The following is a 14,927-nucleotide window of genomic DNA, read 5'->3' as shown; positions in this document are numbered from 1 at the left end:
CCGCGGGGCGACCGGGGCGGCAGCGATCCCGGGGGATGCTGGGCCGAGGAAGCGGGCGGAGCGGGTGTGCGCCGCCCGGACCGGCGACGGCAGAGGGACGACACGCCATGGCACCGCACCACCGACCCCGCCGACGCGCCGTGCCCGGCGCGCTGCTCGCCGTACTGCTGCTCGCGGGGTGCAGCGGGCCGGGCGCCACGGGGAATGCGGCGGAGGACGCGGCGGCCGACCGGCCCACGGCCACCGCCCCGGCCGCCCCGCCACTGCCCACGACGGCCGTGACCACCGAAGGCACGCTGCTCGTCGCTGACTTCGGTGCCGACACGGTGACCTTCGTGGATCCGGCGCGCGGCGCACTGGCCTCGGTGCCGGTGGGCACGGCTCCGTACGCGCTCGCCGTCGGCGGGGACGGACGGGCGTGGGTGGCCACCGCGGAGGGCGTCGCCGTGGTCGACACCCGGGCCCGGACCCGGCCGGCCCGGATCCCGTACCGGACCGGCAGCGGTCCGGTCGACCGCGGCGAGTACCGGGGCGGCGGTATGGGCATCGCCCTGTCGCCGGACGGGAAGCGGGCATACGTCGGGGTGAACGTGCCCGGCGGCAGCGGGGTGCTGGAGGTCGTGGACACCGCCACCCCGGAGGTCACCGCCACCGTGCCGGTCGGCCGGCGCCCCTTCGACGTGGACGTCTCGCGCGACGGCTCGGAGGTGTACGTCACCGGTCACGACTCCTTCGACGTGACCGTCGTGTCCGGCGCGACCCTGCGCCCGCGGCGGATCGAGGTGGCCCCGTACGGCACGGAGGGCGGCCTCGGGTCCTGGCTGAAGCCGCACTACGCCGTCGTACGGCCGGCCGACGGGATGCTGCTGCTGCCCTTCGAGGGCGAACGGCTCGCGGTGGTGGACCCGCGGTCGGGCCGGACCACCGTGGAGACGATGACGGCGGACACCCACCAGCACGGTGCGGCCCTGGCCCCGGACGGGCGGCTGCTGGTGGTCGGCACCGGGGCGGTGGCCGGCGACGGCCGCGGCCCCTCGCTGACGGTCCGCGCGCCGGACGGCAGCGAGCGGGTGCTGCCGCTGCGAGGGCCGCACGAGGATGTGGCCGTCTCGCGGGACGGGCGTACGGCGTACGTCACGGGCGGATACACCCGGGACGGGTTCTGGGACGGGATCACGGTGGTCGATCTGGCCTCCGGGGAGATGCGCCGGCTCGCTGCGGGGGCCCGGCCGCTGGGGATCGCGGTGCTCTGATTACGGCGGTCCGTACGGCGGTCCGTACGGCGGTCCGTACGGCGGTCCGTACGGCGGTTGGCACGACGGTCCGTACGACGGTGGGCATGGCAGCTCGTACGGCGGTTCGTACCCGGCCGGCGGGTGGCGCGGCTGCGCTTGACGTGCGGGTGCGGTGGCCGGTAGGGAGATGCTGGCACCGCGCGTGGTGCGAAACGGGGGTGCACATGAAGCCGCTCGAACCGGGCGATCCCGCCTCGGTCGGCGAGGGCCGGTACCGGCTGACGGGACGGCTCGGCCAGGGAGGCATGGGCGTGGTCTACCTGGGCCGCTCCCAGTCCGGCCGGGCGGTGGCCGTCAAGGTGGTACGCCCCGAGCTCAGCACCGAACCCGGGTTCCGGCGGCGGTTCGCCGACGAGGTGGCGGCGGCCCGGCGGGTGGGCGGGTTCCACACCGCTCCGGTGGTCGACGCCGATCCCGAGGCGGACCCGGCCTGGCTGGTGACGGCGTTCGTGCCGGGGCCCACGCTGGCGGCGGTGATCGGGCGGGTCGGGGCGTTGCCCGTGGACACGCTCACGGTGCTGGCGGCCGGGCTCGCGGAGGCCTTGGAGGCGATCCACCGGGCGGGGGTCATCCACCGCGACCTGAAGCCTGCGAACATCATCGTCGCGGAGGACGGACCGCGGGTCATCGACTTCGGGATCGCGCGGGCCCTGGACGGGACCGCGCTGACCCAGACCGGACTCCAGGTGGGCACGCCGGGGTTCCTGGCACCCGAGCAGCTGACCGGCGGCACGGTGACCCCCGCGGTGGACATGTTCGCGCTGGGGGTGGTACTCACCCAGGCGGCGGGTGGCTCGCCGTTCGGCGACGGGCCGTCGGCTGCGCGGCACTACAAGGTCGTGCACGAGGAGCCGGACCTCCGGGCGGTGCCCGGGGAACTGCTCGAGCTCATCGCGGCCTGCCTGTCGAAGGACCCGGCGGGACGGCCCACCCCGGGGGCCTTCCTCGACCGCCTGACGGTCCGCCACCCGGCGGGCGAGGGCTGGCTCCCGGACGAAGCGACCCGGCTCCTGCCGCGGCAGGATCCGGCCGACGCGGCCGATCCGGCCGGCGCGGCTGCCCCGGAGTACCCGCTGACCACGCCGGACGCGATGCCGGCGGGCGGCGGGGCCCCGGACACGGTAACCGCCACCGGACCGGCCCCGGCCGAGGCCCTGCCCGGTGCGGGCACGCCTCCGGCGCCGGGCAGGGGTGCGGTACCGGGCGCGGGCCCGGGCGCAGTTGCGGGCGGGAGTGCGGGCCCCGGCCCCGGCCCGGCTGCGGGCGGAGCCGCAAAGCCGACCGGTCCGGTGGCCGACGCGGCTGCTGCCGCCGCGGGCGGCGGTGCGGTACCGGGCCAAGGCCCGGGCGCAGTTGCGGGCGCGGCTCCGGGCGGGGGCGCGGGCGCGAGCCCGGGCACGCCTCCGGCTCGCGCCGGGGCCGCAAGGCCAGCCGGTCCGGTGGCCGGCGCGGCTGCCGCCGCCGCGGGTGGCGGTGCGGTACCGAGCCCGGGCCCGGGCGCAGTTGCGGGCGCGAGCCCGCACACCATCGCGGCTCCGGCCGAGGCCGCAGGCACGGCTGCTGCCGGTGCGGTGCCGGATGCCGGCGCCGACGGCGCGAGCCCTGGCACAGCGGTGGCCGCGGGCTCGGGGACGACCTCGGCTCCGGCTCCCGCCGGGCCCGAGGGCCCGGCCGGCAGGCCGGGAGCCGGCGCGGGCGCACGGCCGGGACCGGGCGCGGGCGAGGGCGCTGGCCCCGGCCCAGGCGGGGCTCCGGCCGGCACTGCGGGCCTCGGCCCCGGCCCCGCCGCAGGAGCCGGGCCGGTCGGCTATGGGGCGTGGGTTGACCCGGGGGCCAGCGTCGACGAGGGGCGGAGGACGCGGCGGCGGGCGGGGGCCGTGGTGGCGGCCGTGCTGGTGGCCGCCACCGTCGGCGTGCTGGTGTGGCAGCCGTGGCGCGGCGGCTCCGACGATGGCGCGAACGGCGCCGGCGGCCCGTCCACTCCCCCGGCCTCCGCCACGCCCACCGGCCCGGCGCCCTACCCCACCGACGCGATGCTGGTCCGCACGGACACCGCCAAGGGCTGGCCGCAGAACTGCCACGGCCGGATCGCCCGCCGCGAGGGCTCGACCACCGCCGCGTCCAAGCCGCTGGTCAGCGGGACCACCTGCGACATGCTCCCGCAGTGGGCCCCCGACCGCCGGTCGTTCGCCTTCACCCGCGTCACCCCCGATGGCGCCTCCGTCTGGGCTGCGCGGGCCGACGGTTCGGCGGAGTACCGGATCGCGGCCATCGCCGGCGGGCGGGTGTCCTGGTCCCCGGACGGCAAGCGGCTGGCCGTGCTGAGCGTCCGGAACGGCGTACAGCAGCTGTTCGTGATCACGCTCGCCACCGGTTCCGCCCGGCAGCTCACCACCGGCAGCACCCCGGTGGAGGATCCGGCCTGGTCGCCGGACGGCCGGCAGATCGCCGTGTCCCTCCAGGCCGGACGGGACAACTGGCAGATCCACCTGGTCGATCCGGAGGCCCCTGGCTCCGCTCCCCGGCAGGTGACCCGGCTGCCCCATCCCGCGCTCGACCCCGTCTGGTCCCCGGACGGCCGTACGTTCGCGTACACGGCCGGCACCTACGGGACGTCCACCCAGGGCGACATCCGCCTCGTGGGCAGCGACGGCGGGAACGACCGGGCCCTGGTGTCCACCGGCCACCACGAAATGGACCCGAGCTGGTCCCCGGACGGGAGTTGGCTGGCGTTCGTCCGCGGCCCGTACGAGGAGCCGGCGATCTGGGCCGTCCGCGCGGACGGGACGGACGAGCGGAAGGTCGGCAGCGGCTCCGAGGGGCATCCCGCCTGGCGCTGAGACGGCTCAGGTCGCGGTCTCGACCGGTCCGGCCAGCCGGTGCAGCCGTAGTGCCAGCTGGAGTTCGAGCGCCCGGGCCGGGGCGTTCCAGTCCGCGCCCAGCAGCCGGCCGATCCGGTCGAGCCGCTGGACCACGGTGTTGACGTGCACGTGCAGGACGTCCTTGGTCCGGGTGAGGCTGCCGCCCTGCTCGAAGTAGGCGTCCAGGGTGCCGGTCAGGTCGGTGCCGCGGTCGGCGTCGTAGCCGAGGAGCGGGCCGAGGGTGTTCCGTACGTACCCGGACACGCCGGCCGGGTCGCCCAGCAGCAGGCCGACGAAGCCGAGGTCGGCCAGGGCGCCGCCGCGGCCGGCCTGGCCGAGCGCGCGCAGGGCGGCCAGGCAGCGCTGTGCCTCGGCATGGGCTGCGGGGAGGCCGGCCGAGCCGGTGGCGGGGCCGGCCGCGCCGACCGTGACCGGGTCGGCCAGGGCCTGGCCGAGCTCATCGGCGAGGGCGCGGGCGGTGGCACCGGGTGTGCGGGTGGGGACCAGCAGGACCACCTGCTCCCGGTGGAGCCCGGCCAGGCCGTCGTGGGCGTGGGCGCAGCGGGCCGCGGCGGCCAGCAGCCGGTGCCGGGGTGCGGTTTCGCCCTGGGCGACCAACACGCCGTACGGGCGGTCCAGCCCGATGCCCAGCCGCCGGGCACGGGCCGTCAGGCTGCCGGGGTCGCCGGTGGTGGACAGCAGGTCGTTGAGGAGTTCGCCGCGTATCCGGTCCTCGGTTTCGGCCACCGAGCGGCGCAGCAGCAGGAGCAGGGCGGTGACCACGCCGGCGCGTTCGAACAGCAGTCGGTCGGCGTCGGCGAGGTCGGGGCGGCCGGTGAGGGCGATGCTGCCGAGGAGTTCGGGCCCGGCCAGGACGGCGCACACCCAGGTGCCGTCGAGCGGGACGGCCCGGCCGCTGGCCCGGGAGGCGGCGACGGCCCGGGCGGGCGGCGCCAGCGGTCCGGTGCCCGTACGGGCGAGTTCGGCGCCGTCGGCGTCGTGGATGAGGATGCCGGCGTCCAGGATGTCGGCGATCTGGGCGGCCACGCCGGTGGCGTCGCCGCCCCTCAGCACGAGGTCGGTGAGCTGGTCGTGGGCCTGTTCGGCGCGGCGCATGGCCTCGCTCTGGGCCCGGGTCTCCTCCAGCAGCCGGGCTCCGTCGATGGCGATGGCGGCGTGGTCGGCGAGCGAGGAGAGCAGGGCGACCTCGTCGGGGGTGAAGGCGCGCGGGGTGCGGTCGGCGGCGTACAGGACGCCGATGACCTGCGGGCCCACCCGCAGCGGCACGCCCAGGATGGCCCGCAGTCCTTCGTCGCGGACGGCGCCGTCGATGGTGGTGGTGTGGTGGAAGCGGGTGTCGGCCTGGTAGTCGCCGGTGGCGTAGGGGCGGGCGGTCTGGGCGACGAGGCCGCCGAGTCCCTCGCCCATGCCGAGGCGGACCTGCTGGAAGGCGGGCGCGACCGCCCCGTCCGTGACCCGCATATAGGTGTCGCCGGCCTCGTCGTCGTTGAGGGAGAGGTAGGCGATGTCGGTGCCGAGCAGCAGTTTGGCCCGGTGGACGATGGCGCGGAGTACGGCGTCCAGGTCGCGGAGGGCCGCCAGGTCGCCGGCGGTGTCGAAGAGGGCGGTGAGCTGGGCCTCGCGGCGGCGGTGCTGGCTGAGGGTGCGGCGGATGCGGAGGGCCACCTCGGTGGCTTCGGTGAGGGCGGCGAGTTCGTCGGGGTGGGCTCCGGCGGCCCTGGCCTCGCGGGCGGGGCCGGCGAGCGCCTCGGCGGAGGCGTCCTGGGCCAGCAGGTCGAGCAGCCGGCGCAGGCCGGGCTCGGAGGGCATTACGCGCCGTCGGCCGGTACGTCGTCGATGAAGCCGAGCCTTCGGTTCATGGCGATGGCCACGGTGTTGCCGGGGTGGTGGACGGTGCGCAGTACCCGGGCGCCACGGGACCGGGCGAAGCGGATGGCGAGCAGCTTCATGGCCAGGGAGACGCCCCGGCCACGGTGGGCGGCCAGTACCCCGGTCATCTCGCTGAAGGCGTACCCCTCGGGCCGGATCGAGGTCGCGGCCATGCCGATCCAGTCGCCGCGGTCGAGGGCGAGCACGATGCCTTCGGGATCGTAGGTGGGTGTCGCGATGCGCTGGGCGAGGTACTCCTCGTAGGTGTAGAACGCGCCGCGGCCGGGGATGTCCGCCGAGCAGGTCCGGTTCAGCTCGTAGAGTGCGCGCCGGTGCTCCGGTGTGTCGCCGAGGGCCGCCATGGTCGTGAACCCGGTGCCGGCCTCCCGGCAGCGGTCGAGCCGGGACAGCCGGGGACCCTCGTCGAACTCATCCAGATCCAGGACGAGTCGGACCCATGCAACGGACACCTCGGAACCTCCGATCGGCACGGCGAACGCCACGGCGAACGGCCGGAACGTACCACTGGAACACACAACTGGAACGTACGATCGAAACCTTAGTCGCTGTGGACGCCGAGGAGGGTGGCCGTGGCCTTACCGATCATCATCGACTGCGATCCCGGGCACGATGACGCGCTCGCCCTCATGCTGGCCGCCGGCGATCCAGGGGTCGACCTGCTCGCCATCACCACGGTCGCCGGGAACCAGACGCTGGAGAAGACCACCCTGAACGCGCGCCGGGTGTGCACGGTTGCGGGCATCACCGGGGTTCCCGTCGCCGCGGGCTGCGCCCGGCCGCTCGTACAGCCCTTGCAGGTGGCCGACGACGTGCACGGCGACTCGGGGCTGGACGGGCCGCGGTTCCCGGAGCCGGCCGTGGACGTGGTGCCCGAGCACGCCGTGGACCTCATCCACCGGGTGCTCACCGACCACCCGGAGCCGGTGACCCTGGTTCCGACCGGACCGCTGACCAATATCGCCCTGCTGCTGACCCGTCACCCCGGATCGGCCGCCCGGATCCGGGAGATCGTCCTGATGGGCGGGTCCACCGAGGGGGGCAACCGGACCCCGGCCGCAGAGTTCAACATCCACACCGACCCGGAGGCCGCGGACATCGTCTTCCGCAGTGGCCTCCCGGTGACCATGTGCGGGCTGAACGTCACCCACCAGGCCCTCGCCACGCCCGAGGTGCTGGCCCGGTTCGAAGGGCTGGGCACGGACCTCGGGCGCATCTGCGCCGAGCTGATGGCCTACTTCGCCGGCACCTATCGCCGGCTGTGGGGGTTCCCCAGTCCGCCGCTGCACGACCCCGTCGCGGTGGCCCGGGTCCTCGACCCGGGCCTTGTGAGGTGCGTCGAGGCGCATGTCGCCGTGGAGTTGCGCGGGGAGTACACCCGCGGGGCGACGGTGGTGGACCTGCACGGGTACCTCGGCCGGCCGGTGAACGCCAGGGTCGCCGTCGCCCTGGACCGGGAGCGGTTCTGGGACCGGCTGGTGGCCGCGGTGGCCGCCCTCGGCGAACGGATGCCGGCCGGCTGAGGGCCTACGGCAGGTAGAGGGTGTAGAGCAGCCGGTTCGGGGCGGGTGGCGGGCTGCCCTGGAGGACTCCGGCGGTGGCGTTGGCCAGCAGCGCCTGTTTCACCTGCGCCGGGGGGTCGGCCGGGCGGAACGCCAGGTGCAGGGCGACGGCGCCGGCCGTGTGCGCGGTGGCCATGGAGGTGCCGCTGAGGGTGGCCGTCGCGGTGTCGCTGTCCTTCCAGGCCGAGGGGATGCCCACCCCGGGGGCGAACAGGGATACGCAGTTGCCGTGGTTGGAGGAGGCGGCCCGGCGGTCCGTACGGTCGGAGGCCGCGGCCACGATCGTCTCGGGGACCCGGGCGGGCGAGGTGGTGCAGGCCCCGTCGGGGCGGGCGGAGCTGCCGGCCGAGACGGTGTAGGTGACACCGGAGGCGATCGACCTGCGGACGGCCGCGTCCAGAGCGGTGTTGGCGGCGCCGCCCAGACTCATGTTGGCCACGGCCGGTTTGACGGCGTTCGCGGTCACCCAGTCGATACCGGCGATGACCCCCGAGGTAGCGGCGGAGCCCTGGCAGTTCAGGACGCGTACGGCCACCGGCCGGGCGAATTTGGCGACCCCGTGGACCGCTCCGGCGGCGATCCCGCCGACATGGGTGCCGTGGCCGTTGCAGTCCTCGCCGTTACGGCCGTCGCCGACCGTGTCGATGCCGACGGAGGCACGGCCGCCGAACTCCGTGTGGGTGGTGCGCAGTCCGGTGTCGATGACGTACACGTGCACGTTCGCGGCGGTGGTGCGGTACGTGTACGTGGTGGAGAGCGGCAGCAGGCGCTGGTCGATGCGGTCCAGCCCCCAGGGGGCGTTCGGCTGGGTGGCGTCCGGCAGGGCGGAGGCGGAAGCGGCTGCGGCTGCGGCTGCGGCTGCGGAGGCCGGGTCCAGGGAGACCCGGGTGTCCTGCACGATCCGGGCGACCCGGGGGTCGGCGGCCAGCCGGACGGCCTCGGCCCGGCCCATCCGGGCGGAGAATCCGTGCAGGGCCGCGGTGTAGACATGGCCGAGGCGGGCGCCGGCGGTACGGCCGGTCAGCTCACGGGCGATGCCGGGCACTCCCGCGGGCCGGACCGCGTCCTTCAGTTCGACGATCCAGGAGTCCGGGAGCGCGGTCTCACCCGCGCCCGCGTATGTGATCCCGACGGGCGGCGCCTGGGCCGCGGTTGCCGGCAGGGAGCCGGTGAGCGGCAGCGCCGCCGCCAGCAGGGCGGCGGACAGCAGGGGTAACGCGGGCAGTCGGCGGCGTATCACTCTCATGCGGCGGCACCTGAACCTTCCTCGACCGGGTGTGGGGTCGCCGGTGTTCCGGCGAACCGGCTGAGCGCAGGCCAGAGTGCCGGGCCGGCCGCGCTCGCACAAGAGTGCGCGTCCGGCCGGTCGGTACGGGGCTGCCCGCGCCGGGATGGCGGTCCCGGCGCGGGCAGACGCGGGCAGGCGGGGTCAGGCGGGCTGGGGCAGGCAGGCGGGGTCAGACCGACTGGGTCAGGCGGGCTGGATGGGGACGGTGACGAACCGTTTGCCCGCCTCGTTCTCCACCACGACCTCCCTCACCTGGTCCGGGTCGACCGCCGCCGAACCGTCCAGCGAGGCTCCCTTGCCCTCGCCGTTGGCCTGGCTGCCCGTCACCCAGCCGCCCGCCGTGGTGCGGCTGCCGTCGCGGGCCACCACGACCAGCCGGCAGCGCTCGCCCGGCGGCACTCCGGTCACCGCGGCATTGACCCGTACCCAGTGGGCAGCCGGGGTCACCCGGACGGTCATCCGGGCCCCGCTGGACCGGTCGGTGGCGGAGGCCACCCGGGTGCCGGGGGGCGGCGGGGCGGGGGTGGCCGTGGCGGTGGGCGGCGGGACGGGCAGCGCGAGCGGCGGCTCTTCGCCGCCGCCGAGGGCCGTGCCGGCCCAGAACACCGTCGCGAGCGCAGCCGCCGCGGCCAGGCCGATGACGGCACCGCGGCGCCGCGCGCTGCCCGCGCGTTCGCCGCGCATCTGCCGCAGGGTGCGCTGCAGCAGCAGATCACCGCCCTGGGGCGGTCCGTCCAGGAAGGCCTCCTGGGGCACTTCACCGAGCGCGCTCTCCATCTCACGCAAGGCGGTCACCTCCCGCCCGCACTGCTCGCAGCCGTTCACATGGTCCTCGACACGCCGGACGTCCGTCTCGTCGAGTACGCCGAGGACGTACGGGCCGAGCAGTTCCTCCTCCGCGTGCTGCTGCTGCCGGTTCATGCCACCACCTCCCTGAGTCCGGCGGGCTGCTGGGGCCTGCTCGGTCGGTCGTTTCCTTCCCTGAACGTTTCGCGCAGGGCCTTGAGTGCGTAGTGCGAGCGCGATTTCACCGTGCCCGCCGGAATGCCGAGGCTGTCCGCGGCCTCGGCGACACTGCGCTCGCGGTAGTACAGCTCCGTGAGGACGTCGCGGTGTTCGGGTGACAGCCGGTCGAGGGCGCCGAGCACCGTCATGGCGTCGACCACGGCATCGGAGTGGTCCGCCTCCACCGGGGGTGTCGCGGCGGATCCCGCGACCTCCGTCGGCCGGGCGGCCTTGGCCCGGTACCGGTCGGTGATGATGTTCCGGGCCACGGTGAGCAGCCAGCCGCGCACCGAGCCCTTTCCGTTCACCAGCACCTCGGAGTGCCGCCAGGCCCGGATGAGGGTCTCCTGGACGACGTCCTCGGCCGTGGCCCGGTCACCGGTCAGCCGGGTCGCGTACGCGAGCAGGGCGTTGCCGTGCTCCTCGTACACCGACCTGATCAGTGCTTCGTCGGTCGAGCCCCGCCGACTACGGGGCCACAGTGGTCCGGCCATCTCACCCTCTCCGTCTTCCTGTGCTGCATCGTGCCGAACACGTGGCTCCCGCCCCGATCGTTCATGTGGCGTACGTCACATCCGAGTTCAGCAGTGCCGACCCTCGTTGATGCAGGCGACGATCCCGGCCATCCGGTCGTCCGTCATCACATTCACGAACATGGCGTGGTCGGTGCGGGGGCTGTGCCGCTGCTCGGGGAAGGAGTCCAGGGCGATCCGCGCGCCGGGCGGGACCTCGTAGGCGAGGGAGATCCGGAGTTCGGGCACGGCGAAGGTGCCCTGCGGGCAGACTCCGTTGGGGGCGGCGAACCGGAGGTGGGTGCGGCCGTCGTTGACCGTGTCCAGGCCGTTCCAGCAGGCGGGGAAGACCAGGGTGCGGGTGAGGCGGTCGCCGGCCGGGCAGCGGGGGTAGCCGACGGTGGACCGGTCCGGGCTGCCCGAACAGCCCCAGCGGGCCCGTACGTCGGCGTCGGTGCCGGCGGTGCGGGCGACGGCGTCCCCGGTGATGGCGCGCAGGAAGCGGGGCATCGCCACCACCTTGCCGACGGGGTTGCCGCGGAACTCCACCCGTACGTCCGCCGGGCGGAGGATCTGTCCGGTGTTGCCGTGTCCGGCGGAGCGTTCGTAGGGCTGGGTGGCGGGCCGGTCCGGGCGGCGCAGCACCGGCCAGTAGTACGTCGAGCGGTCGCCGCCGCGGCAGGTGGTGGGGGCGGCGGCGAGGGTCTCGTCCGTGGAACCGGCGTGGGTGGACAGGTTGCCGACGTAGGCGTGGGTGTGGTGGGCGCCGCCCGTCAGACCGGGCGACACCACCAGGTTGTCCTCGTTGTAGTGGGCCTCCTCGTTCCGGCCGCAGTCCACCGTGACCGAGCCGGTGGAGGCGTCCGGCCCGGCCGCCGCCGGCTGCGGGTGCGGATACGCCCCGGGCCGTACGTCACGTATGTCCACGTACTCGTCCGCGGCCGGCGGGGCGCCGGCCGGCCCGTGGTGCGAGTCGGCGGCGCGGGTGGCCCCCAGGAGGGCCGTGGCCAGGACCCCGCCCAGCGCCAAGCAGACGAGCAGCGTGAGCAGTCGGCGTTCTTTCCCCATGCGGGTCACGTTCGCCGCTGCCTGCCGGGTGCGTCAACCTGACCCGGGTCCGGTGGGACGGCGGGTCGCCGAGGCCGTGGGCAGGAAGCGCGCCGGGGCCGCACGCTGCTCGGGCGGCGCGGGCACCGGCGGGGCGAAGGCCCGGGAGGGCAGGGCCGCCAGCCCGGGGTGGACCGCGGTCAGCGGCATCCGTCCGGTTTCCGCCGCGGCCTCGCGCAAGCGCGGGTCTCCGGCCAGCCGCTCCGCGCTCGCGTACAGATACGCGTTCTGCGCGCACCACGGCTCGATCTCGGGGTCGTCCCACAGCCGGGTCCGCAGACAGTCGACGAGGGTGTACCCCCGGCGCTGGAAGCGGTCGCGCCAGTACGGGGGCCACTGTCCGTTCCGGTGCTCGCCGCCGGGCTGGCCGGGGACGGCCGCGGCGAAGAGGACCAGGCCGGAGAGGGCGCAGAGGTCGGCGACCAGGCTGTCGGCGCGGACCGGGGCCAGGTGTTCGGCCACCCCCAGGCACAGGGCGAGGTCGAAGCGGCGGCCCTCCAGGCGGACGAGGTGGCCGAGGTCCCGCTGCAGGTAGCAGTCCGGCGGGATGCACAGGCCGGCTCCGGCCCCTGCCCCGGCGGCCGGCTCGCCGTCGATGCCGAGGACCGTCTCCGCGCCCAGCCGGCGGGCGACGGCCAGCCAGACCCCCGTTCCGCAGCCGAGATCGACCACACTGGACGGGCGGGCCAGATCGAACACCAGCGGCAGTACCCGCTCGGCGGTCCGCTCCGGCCCGTCCGCCGGGTCCGCGCAGAACCACGTGCCGTACGCCTCACCGCGGGACATCGTCACCCGTCACCACCTCGCGTATCGCCGACGGCCCGGGCGGGCCTGGGAGTGTCCGGCGCGACCCTGCCACAGGGCCCGGCGGAGCCGGTTCCGGCACGCCCCGGACGGGCCGAAGACGGCTCATGTGACTATTCGGGGGACGGTACGACCGAGGGGAAAGGGACCACGATGAGTGAGAAGGCCCGCAAGCTGTTCGACGCGCTCGACCTGAACGCGGACGGCACGCTGACCCGCGCCGAGGTGATCTCGGCGCTCCGGACGAAGGGCCCGACCCTCGCCGCGCGCGGCGATCTGCCGTTCTGGGGGCTGGGTGACGCCGATGACTCCTCCGCCCTGTTCGACGCGGCGGACCAGAACGGGGACAGCGTGCTGACCTTCGAGGAGTTCGCGGCGGTGGTCGACCGGCGTTTCGGCTGGTAGGCCGCCGCGGGCCGGTCAGGCCTCGGGGGGCGCGGGGGGCCCGGGAGGCGCGGGATGGTCCGGCGCCGGCCGGGACCAGGGCGCGTCGGCCTCGCCGGACTCCGGCCGCAGTCCGAGCTCGCGGAGCTGGTTGACCGCCATCATCGCGGCGAACATCGGATTCGGGTTGGCGCCGCCGACCCCCAGCTCGGCGGTGACTTCCGCGTAGCGGGCGGCGAACGCGCTCGGCCGGACCCGCCCGTCCGCCCCGGCCCCTTCCCCGGCCAGCCGGAGCGCCGCGGCCTGCAGGGCGGTGGCCTGCTCCAGCAGGCCGTCCAGGTGGGAGACGGCCTCGGCGCCCCGACGCACGGCGAAGGTGTGCCCGTCGGTGAGGAGTGCGGCCTCACCCTCCTCGAAGAGGCGGGCGACGGCGCCGAGCGTGGTCTGGATCTTGAGCTGGTCGGCGTCGGCCATGGCGCCGCAGGGTCCGTTGCCCTCGTCGGACAGGTGGAGCACGCCGGGGTCCCTCAGGTGCACGATCACATGCCCGGCGCAGTGGCCCTGGCTGCGCAGCACCCGGACCGCGCCGTCGGCGAAGGTCCAGCCGGTAAACCGGATCGAGCCGATCCGGATGCGCTCCGGCGGCCGTTCCTCGTAGGTCCTGGTCGTTGCGCCGAAGGGCCGCATCGGCTCGAAGAGCGACACCAGCTTTCCGGCCAGGACGGGCGGCGGGGGCAGCGGCGCCACCCCGGCGATGCGCTCGAAGGACCGCACCCAGTACGACACCGGGTCCCGCATCTGGTCGAGGTCGAGTGCGGGGACGTAGTGCTCGGCCGTCCCGCCCAGCTCATCGGCCAGGTCGTTGTTGCCGATGTGGTCGGCATGGCCGTGGGTGGTCAGCACCAGCACCCGGGACCAGGGCCCGAGCCCCTCGGCCGCCTCCCGCAGGGCCGTACGGAATGCCTCCGTGACGCCGGTGTCGACGAGCACCAGCAGGTCGCCGGCCCGGTGGACGAGGGCGTTGGCGACGTCCGGCTGATCGTGCCCGAGGTCCAGTTCCTGCCCGCGGACCAGCACGGTCCGGTCGTCGATCCGGATCAGGTCGCCGAGCGCGGCCATCAGCCCTCCCGCGGTCTCGTCCGGGGTCACCCCCTCCCGACGAGCGTACGCCGCACCGGGCGCGGGGGCCCTTCATCACCTACCGTGAGTCGCCGACTGCGAAGGGTGCCCGGTTTGTGGGAAGGTATGGGGCATATCGTGACGCGAGGGGGCACGAGACCCTCCGGCGGTGAGAGAATTCAGTGACAGCCGAGGCGGATGGGGCTGACAGCCATGTCTACGTCTACCCACGAGGTGTACGGCGCGCCCTGCTGGGTCAGTCTCATGGCCCGGGACCTGGCGGCGGCCGAGCACTTCTACGGCGAGGTTCTGGGGTGGAGCTTCCGCCGGACCGGACTCGGCGAGGCGTTCCGCGTCGCCTTCCGGGACGGGGTCCCGGTGGCCGGGATCGGGGCGTTCGCCGAGAAGCTCTCCGTGCCCGTGGCCTGGACCCCCTATTTCGCCGTGGACGACGCCGATGTGACCGCGGCGCGGATCGTCGAGCGGAGCGGCACCCTGGCGGTCGGCCCGCTCACCTTCGGCACCGGCCGGGCGGCGCTCGCGGCGGACCGCGAGGGCGCGGTGTTCGGGATCTGGCAGGGCAATGCCATCCCCGACTGGCACGTCGGCCGGGAGAACGCGCCCGCCTGGCTGGAGCTGCGCACCCGGCACGCCCTGGACGCCGCGATCTTCTACGGGGAGGTCCTGGACTGGGCCTGTGACACCGAGGGGTGCTGCGACGCGTCCTACGAGGACGGCCATGTGGTGCTGCGGCACAGCGGGCACCCGGTGGCCCGGATCCGCGGCGGGGCGCCCGAGGACGCGCCCGATCCGCAGATCCGGCCGCGCTGGCACGTGAACTTCCGGGTGCCGGACCTGGAGGCGGCGGTGGCCACGGCCCTCGGCCTGGGCGGCTCGGAGGTGCGCACCGGCAGGGAGGACGAGGCGGGCCGCCGGCACGCCACGCTCCGGGACCCCGACGGCGGGCTGTTCACCATCGCCACCACCGCCGAGGCCGACCCCTACGAACCGACCCGCCCGCTGATCTGATACCGCGCGGGTCTGTCCGGACTCCGGGGAATGCCGTCCGGACAGCGGGGAAT

13 protein-coding genes are annotated in these 14,927 nt (G+C 75.2%); 5 read left to right on the top strand and 8 right to left on the bottom strand.

The features are described from left to right. Nucleotides 1-107 precede the first annotated feature (107 nt). Both DEJ50_RS31435 and DEJ50_RS35340 read left to right on the top strand, forming a co-directional pair. Entirely contained in the window at nucleotides 108-1,253 is a 1,146-nt protein-coding gene (locus tag DEJ50_RS31435; RefSeq protein WP_150211441.1) for a YncE family protein, read from the top strand. Between the two features lie 206 nt (nucleotides 1,254-1,459). Then, nucleotides 1,460-4,135, top strand: a complete 2,676-nt coding sequence (locus DEJ50_RS35340; RefSeq protein WP_190344801.1) for a protein kinase domain-containing protein — start codon at nucleotides 1,460-1,462, stop codon at nucleotides 4,133-4,135. Nucleotides 4,136-4,141: 6 nt separating this feature from the next. Here DEJ50_RS35340 and DEJ50_RS31425 read toward each other — a convergent pair whose 3' ends face one another. After that, nucleotides 4,142-5,986: a helix-turn-helix domain-containing protein gene (locus tag DEJ50_RS31425; RefSeq protein ID WP_150211439.1), complete on the bottom strand. Its 1,845-nt coding sequence runs from the start codon at nucleotides 5,984-5,986 to the stop codon at nucleotides 4,142-4,144. Beyond that, on the bottom strand, nucleotides 5,986-6,516 hold the full coding sequence (locus DEJ50_RS31420; protein ID WP_190344799.1) for a GNAT family N-acetyltransferase: 531 nt from the start codon (nucleotides 6,514-6,516) through the stop codon (nucleotides 5,986-5,988). Before DEJ50_RS31420 ends, DEJ50_RS31425 begins: the two co-directional genes overlap by 1 nt. Before the next feature lie 120 nt (nucleotides 6,517-6,636). Here DEJ50_RS31420 and DEJ50_RS31415 point away from each other — a divergent pair, with 120 nt between their 5' ends. Then, nucleotides 6,637-7,587 carry a nucleoside hydrolase gene (locus tag DEJ50_RS31415; RefSeq protein WP_150211438.1) on the top strand — a complete coding sequence of 317 codons (951 nt, stop codon included), beginning with the start codon at nucleotides 6,637-6,639 and terminating at the stop codon, nucleotides 7,585-7,587. Between the two features lie 4 nt (nucleotides 7,588-7,591). Here DEJ50_RS31415 and DEJ50_RS31410 read toward each other — a convergent pair whose 3' ends face one another. From DEJ50_RS31410 to DEJ50_RS31390, 5 genes are all read right to left on the bottom strand, one after another. Continuing rightward, nucleotides 7,592-8,872: a S8 family peptidase gene (locus DEJ50_RS31410; RefSeq protein ID WP_150211437.1), complete on the bottom strand. Its 1,281-nt coding sequence runs from the start codon at nucleotides 8,870-8,872 to the stop codon at nucleotides 7,592-7,594. A gap of 225 nt (nucleotides 8,873-9,097) precedes the next feature. Beyond that, nucleotides 9,098-9,835 (bottom strand): anti-sigma factor family protein, encoded by a 738-nt coding sequence (locus DEJ50_RS31405; protein WP_150211436.1) that lies wholly within the window; start codon nucleotides 9,833-9,835, stop codon nucleotides 9,098-9,100. Beyond that, nucleotides 9,832-10,413: a sigma-70 family RNA polymerase sigma factor gene (locus DEJ50_RS31400; protein ID WP_150211435.1), complete on the bottom strand. Its 582-nt coding sequence runs from the start codon at nucleotides 10,411-10,413 to the stop codon at nucleotides 9,832-9,834. The genes DEJ50_RS31405 and DEJ50_RS31400 overlap by 4 nt, the downstream gene beginning before the upstream one ends. 87 nt (nucleotides 10,414-10,500) lie before the next feature. Continuing rightward, nucleotides 10,501-11,499 carry a DUF1996 domain-containing protein gene (locus tag DEJ50_RS31395; protein ID WP_150211434.1) on the bottom strand — a complete coding sequence of 333 codons (999 nt, stop codon included), beginning with the start codon at nucleotides 11,497-11,499 and terminating at the stop codon, nucleotides 10,501-10,503. A gap of 33 nt (nucleotides 11,500-11,532) precedes the next feature. Further along, nucleotides 11,533-12,324, bottom strand: a complete 792-nt coding sequence (locus DEJ50_RS31390; RefSeq protein WP_223838198.1) for a class I SAM-dependent methyltransferase — start codon at nucleotides 12,322-12,324, stop codon at nucleotides 11,533-11,535. A 171-nt stretch (nucleotides 12,325-12,495) separates the two neighbouring features. On the opposite strand from DEJ50_RS31390, the gene DEJ50_RS31385 reads away from it, so the two are divergent. Continuing rightward, entirely contained in the window at nucleotides 12,496-12,747 is a 252-nt protein-coding gene (locus DEJ50_RS31385; RefSeq protein ID WP_150211432.1) for an EF-hand domain-containing protein, read from the top strand. Nucleotides 12,748-12,762: 15 nt separating this feature from the next. Here DEJ50_RS31385 and DEJ50_RS31380 read toward each other — a convergent pair whose 3' ends face one another. Continuing rightward, nucleotides 12,763-13,875, bottom strand: a complete 1,113-nt coding sequence (locus DEJ50_RS31380; RefSeq protein ID WP_223837985.1) for an MBL fold metallo-hydrolase — start codon at nucleotides 13,873-13,875, stop codon at nucleotides 12,763-12,765. A 183-nt stretch (nucleotides 13,876-14,058) separates the two neighbouring features. Between DEJ50_RS31380 and DEJ50_RS31375 the strand changes: the two genes are divergently transcribed. Then, nucleotides 14,059-14,874, top strand: coding sequence for a VOC family protein (locus DEJ50_RS31375; protein WP_223837984.1), 816 nt, complete (start codon nucleotides 14,059-14,061; stop codon nucleotides 14,872-14,874). The last annotated feature ends 53 nt before the right edge of the window (nucleotides 14,875-14,927 follow it).

This window comes from Streptomyces venezuelae (assembly GCF_008642295.1).
Lineage (GTDB): Bacteria > Actinomycetota > Actinomycetes > Streptomycetales > Streptomycetaceae > Streptomyces > Streptomyces venezuelae_C.
The sequence above is the reverse complement of the archived record's forward strand: the minus strand, read 5'-3'. Positions and strand labels throughout refer to the sequence as shown.